The organism is Herbaspirillum sp. B65 (assembly GCF_000333555.1).
Classification (GTDB): Bacteria; Pseudomonadota; Gammaproteobacteria; order Burkholderiales; family Burkholderiaceae_D; genus Herbaspirillum; species Herbaspirillum rubrisubalbicans.
In genome coordinates this window covers 1-4,236 of sequence record NZ_BADI01000903.1, presented here as the reverse complement: position 1 = coordinate 4,236, position 4,236 = coordinate 1, and the positions used below count along the sequence as shown (strand labels likewise).

The window sequence follows — 4,236 nt, the reverse complement described above, 5'->3', positions numbered from 1 at the left end:
AGATCGCGCCCGAGCGCACGCTCAGGAAATTGACGGTCTGGTTGGCCGCAGCCAGGGCGGTCGAAGAGCTGTTGTTGGTGGAATTGATGGAGTTGCTGATGCTGGCGATGTAGCGGTCATAGCGCAGGCCACCGACCAGCTTGAATTGCGGCACCAGTTCGATGGTGTCGCCTACGTAGGCGGCAATGGTATTGGCGCTGCCGCCGGCATGGTTGCCGACGGTCTCGGCGGTGCTGGCGCCAGCGGCGCTGTAGACCGGATTGGCCAGGTTCACGCAATCCAGGTAGCCGCTGGTGGAACCCGCCGTGTTCAGCGAGCGGCCGTTGCAACTGCCGTTGCGGTAGTAGCTTTGGTTGTCGTAGCCATCGTGGCCCACTTCGACCCCGACCAGGGCATCGTGCTTGATGCTGCCGGTGGTGAACTTGGCCGCCAGTTCGGTCTGGTTGAAGATGGAATAGTCATGGATGCTGCGATCATGGCTCTGGCCTCGCACGAAGAGACTGGACCAGGGCAGGCTGCTGCTGGCATTGGACAGCGGCGTGAAACCGTTAGAGGAGATCGTGCCGATGGTGTTGGGCGCGGTTTCCACGGCGTCGGTGTGGACGTAGTTGAACTGGGTCTGGCTGCGCAGGGTGACGTCCGGGGCGATCTTGTGCTTGATGCCGGCGTTCAAGGAGGCTACATCCTGGATCGTGCGGTCACTGTTCAAACCGTAGGCGGTATCGCGCCCGACCTTGGCGGGATGGCCGTTGAGCGGCGGCAGGCCGTAGTCGGGCTGGTCCTGGTTGTGCTGCAGCAGGGCCGAGAGGGTGATTTCGGTGGCGGTGCCGATGCCCCAGACGTAGGAGCCGGCCAGGCCGAAGTCTTGCACGTCGGTCTGGTTGCGGGTGCTGGCCGGGCCATTCTGGGCCATGGCTTCGACACGCACGGCCGAGGTCTCCGACAGCGGATGGTTGACGTCAGCGGTGGCGCGCACCAGGCCATTGGTGGTGACCGAGCCCGAGACTTCGGTGGCCGCTTTCAGGTTGGCCTTCTTGCTGACCTGGTTGATGATGCCGCCGGTGGAGCCACGGCCAAACAGCATCGAGGACGGGCCCATCAATACTTCGACTTCATCGATGGCGAAGGTGTCGCGGTAGTACTGGCCACGGTCGCGGAAGCCATCCAGGTAGATGTCGGTGCGCGCCGAAAAACCGTTGAGGTTGATGTTGTTGCCGATCTGGCCGCCTTCGGCGCCGCCCAGGGTGATGCCGGAGACGTTGCGCAGCGCATCGGCCAGGGAGCTCACGCCCTGCGACTGCATCTGCGCCTTGTTGACCACCGTCACCGATTGCGGCACGTCATGCAGGTCGGCCGGCAGCTTGGTGATGGCCGTGCCGGAACTGGCGAAGTCATCGCGGCGGCCTTCCACCGTGACCGGGGCCAATTGCGGGCTGGCGGCAGGGCTGCTGCTGGGGGAAGAAACCTGCTGCGCGTACAAGGGCAGGGGGGCGGCAAAGCTGGCCACCAATGCGGCGGCGATCGGCGTGAGTCGATTCATGTTTTTCTTGGCGATGTGGATGGAGTAGAGGCGAGGCCGATCCCGCTTGCGCAGGATCGGCCCCAATGGCTGGCTACTCCGTCCTTCGACAAGAAGGCCGTTTGGCTGGCTGACAACCAGTTTTATTAGTCTTTATGCTAATGATAAGGATTCGCATTTGCACGGTTGCCAAGAGTAAGGCTTGAATCTGACAAAAGGCTGTCAATGGGCTGACGCGGAACTGAGTGTGACAAAAAAGTAACACTCTGCGCGCCTCCTTCCTGGCCTGGGGCAACGCCTGATTTGCAGCATCGTCCGGGCTGCAATACGATGCTGCGGTCACGCAGATGTTTTGCGCTGTTTTTTCTATCGAAGTCCCCTATGAATGTTCTGCTGGTCGAAGACGACCCGGTGCTCACCGACGGCCTGTCGCGCGTGCTCAATTCGCATGGTTTCACCGTGCATACCGTCAACAACGGCAACGATGCGCTGTCGCAGCGTTTCAACGCGGCCGTGCTGGTGCTCGACATCGGCTTGCCCGGCATCGATGGTTTCGAAGTCCTGCGGCGGATGCGTGCGGCCGGCAACAATACCCCGGTGCTGCTGCTGACGGCCCGCGACACCATCCCCGACCGCGTGCACGGCCTGGAGCTGGGTGCCGACGATTACCTGGTCAAGCCCTTCGCCACGCCTGAGCTGGTGGCGCGCATCAAGGCCCTGATCCGCCGCAGTGCACCGCAGCCGGCGCAACTGTCGGTGGGTGGCCTGTCGCTGGACAATGCCACCAAGCGCGCCGAGATCGATGGCCGCAAGATCGAGTTGTCGCTGCGCGAGTGGACGGTGCTGGAATACCTGATGCAACACGCCTCGCGCGTGGTCTCCAAGCAGCAGATCATCGATGCCGTGCTGCCCTGGGGCGAGGACTTCACCATCAATGCGGTGGAAGTCTATGTCTCGCGCATCCGCTTGAAGATTGCCGACTCGGGCGTGGTGATCCGCACCATCCGCGGCTTCGGCTACATGCTCGAAAAGAGCGAAAACTGATCGTGGGCTGCGCGGCATGTCGGTAAGCGATCAGGCTGCACCTGCGGCGGCGGCGGCCAGCATTTCCTCGGCGCGCGCCAGTATCCGGCGCGACCTGCTCAAGTGGCTCATCGCGCCGCTGCTGCTGCTGAACCTGGTGGGCGCCGGCCTGACCTACTGGCTGGCTTGGCTGCCGGCCCAGCACGCCTTCGACCAGAACCTGATGGATTCCACCTGGGCCTGTATGCCCAGGTGCGGCACCGGCAGGAACGCACCAGCGCCGAACTGACCCAGCAGGCCGAGCAGATCCTGCGCAGCAACCATTCCGACACCACCTTCTTTGCCGTGCGCAATACCCAGGGCGAGATCCTGGTGGGTGACAAGGGGTTCCCGCAGTTGCCCGAGAGCGAGACCTACGACCGTCCCTTCAACTATGACGGCGAGATGCGCGGCGAGCCGGTGCGTATCTCGGCCATGCAGGTGCGGGTCAAGAACGGCGTCATCTCGGTGGCGGTGGCTGAAACCATCCGCAAGCGCGACCGCGCCCACTACACCATCCTGCTGTCCTTCCTGCTGCTGGATGGGGCGCTGACCTTCGGTTCGCTATCGGTGGTGATGATCGCCGTGCGGCGCGGCCTGCGGCCCTTGAAGAGCCTGCAGCGCAACCTGGAGCAGCGCGGCCACGGCAAGCTGGGGGCCATCGATGGCACCGGCGCGCCGGTGGAGTTGCAACCGCTGATCGTGGCCATGAACGAACTGATGGCGCGCATCAACAAGGGCGAACAGGCCCAGCAGAATTTCATGGCCGACGTGGCGCACCAGTTGCGTACCCCGCTCACCGGTTTGAAGCTGCAATTGGAACTGCTGCACGACAAGCACCAAGACCAGCCCGACACGGCCCGTTCGTTGGCGATGATGAATTCCTCGGTGGAACGCATGATCCGCCAGAGCCGCCAATTGCTGGCCCTGGCGCGCTCCGAGCCGGGCCTGTTCGAAAGCCGCAAGCTCGAAGAGCTGTCGCTGGACAAGCTGGTGGAAGAGTCAGTGCAGCACTTCATCGAAGAGGCCGACAAGAAGCAGATCGACCTGGGTTTCGACCTGCAGCCGGCGCGCCTGCGCGGTGACCGCTTCCTCTTGAGCGACCTGATCGATAACCTGATCGACAATGCCGTGCGCTATTCGCCGCAGCAGGGTACGGTCACGGTGCGCTGCCTGGAACAGGATGGCGCCACGCTGCTGTCGGTGGAAGACTCCGGCCCCGGCATTGCGCCGGAACACCGCGAACTGATCTTCGATCGCTATTACCGCGCCAACGACAAGATCGCCGGCAGCGGCCTGGGCCTGGCCATCGTGCGCGAGATCGCCCATGACCACGGCGGTGTCATCAGCGTCGATTGCAAGGAGCAGGGGCAGGGCACCATCTTCACGGTGCGCTTTCCGCGGGTGGACTGAACTCTGAGCTCTGAGCTCTGATGTCTGACTACTGAGTTCAGTGCTCTGACAAGTGCGCTTTTTCTACCGAACCTCGTGCATGACCTTGTGTCAAACGGCTTCATCGTGACCGATACAGGAGGCAGCATGACAGACAAGGTTCTGCAAAGTGGCACCCACATCGCCCGCTATGACGCGGTGGAAAAACCCGATCAAGGCTTCGAGGCGCAGGTCTTCGTGCGGCTGGCGCGCGAGCCCGAGAT

General features: G+C 63.0%; 2 protein-coding genes and 1 pseudogene. 2 read left to right on the top strand and 1 reads right to left on the bottom strand.

Going from position 1 to position 4,236, the window contains the following annotated elements; all coding sequences use genetic code 11:
* The coding region (locus I5W_RS21280) for a TonB-dependent receptor (RefSeq protein ID WP_199901783.1) at window positions 1-1,540 on the bottom strand (1,540 nt) is incomplete at its 3' end.
* A 360-nt stretch (window positions 1,541-1,900) separates the two neighbouring features.
* Here I5W_RS21280 and I5W_RS21275 point away from each other — a divergent pair.
* Window positions 1,901-2,563, top strand: coding sequence for a response regulator transcription factor (locus I5W_RS21275; protein WP_017453922.1), 663 nt, complete (start codon window positions 1,901-1,903; stop codon window positions 2,561-2,563).
* Between the two features lie 16 nt (window positions 2,564-2,579).
* Window positions 2,580-3,994: pseudogene (locus I5W_RS21265) on the top strand (sensor histidine kinase N-terminal domain-containing protein).
* Window positions 3,995-4,236: the final 242 nt, after the last annotated feature.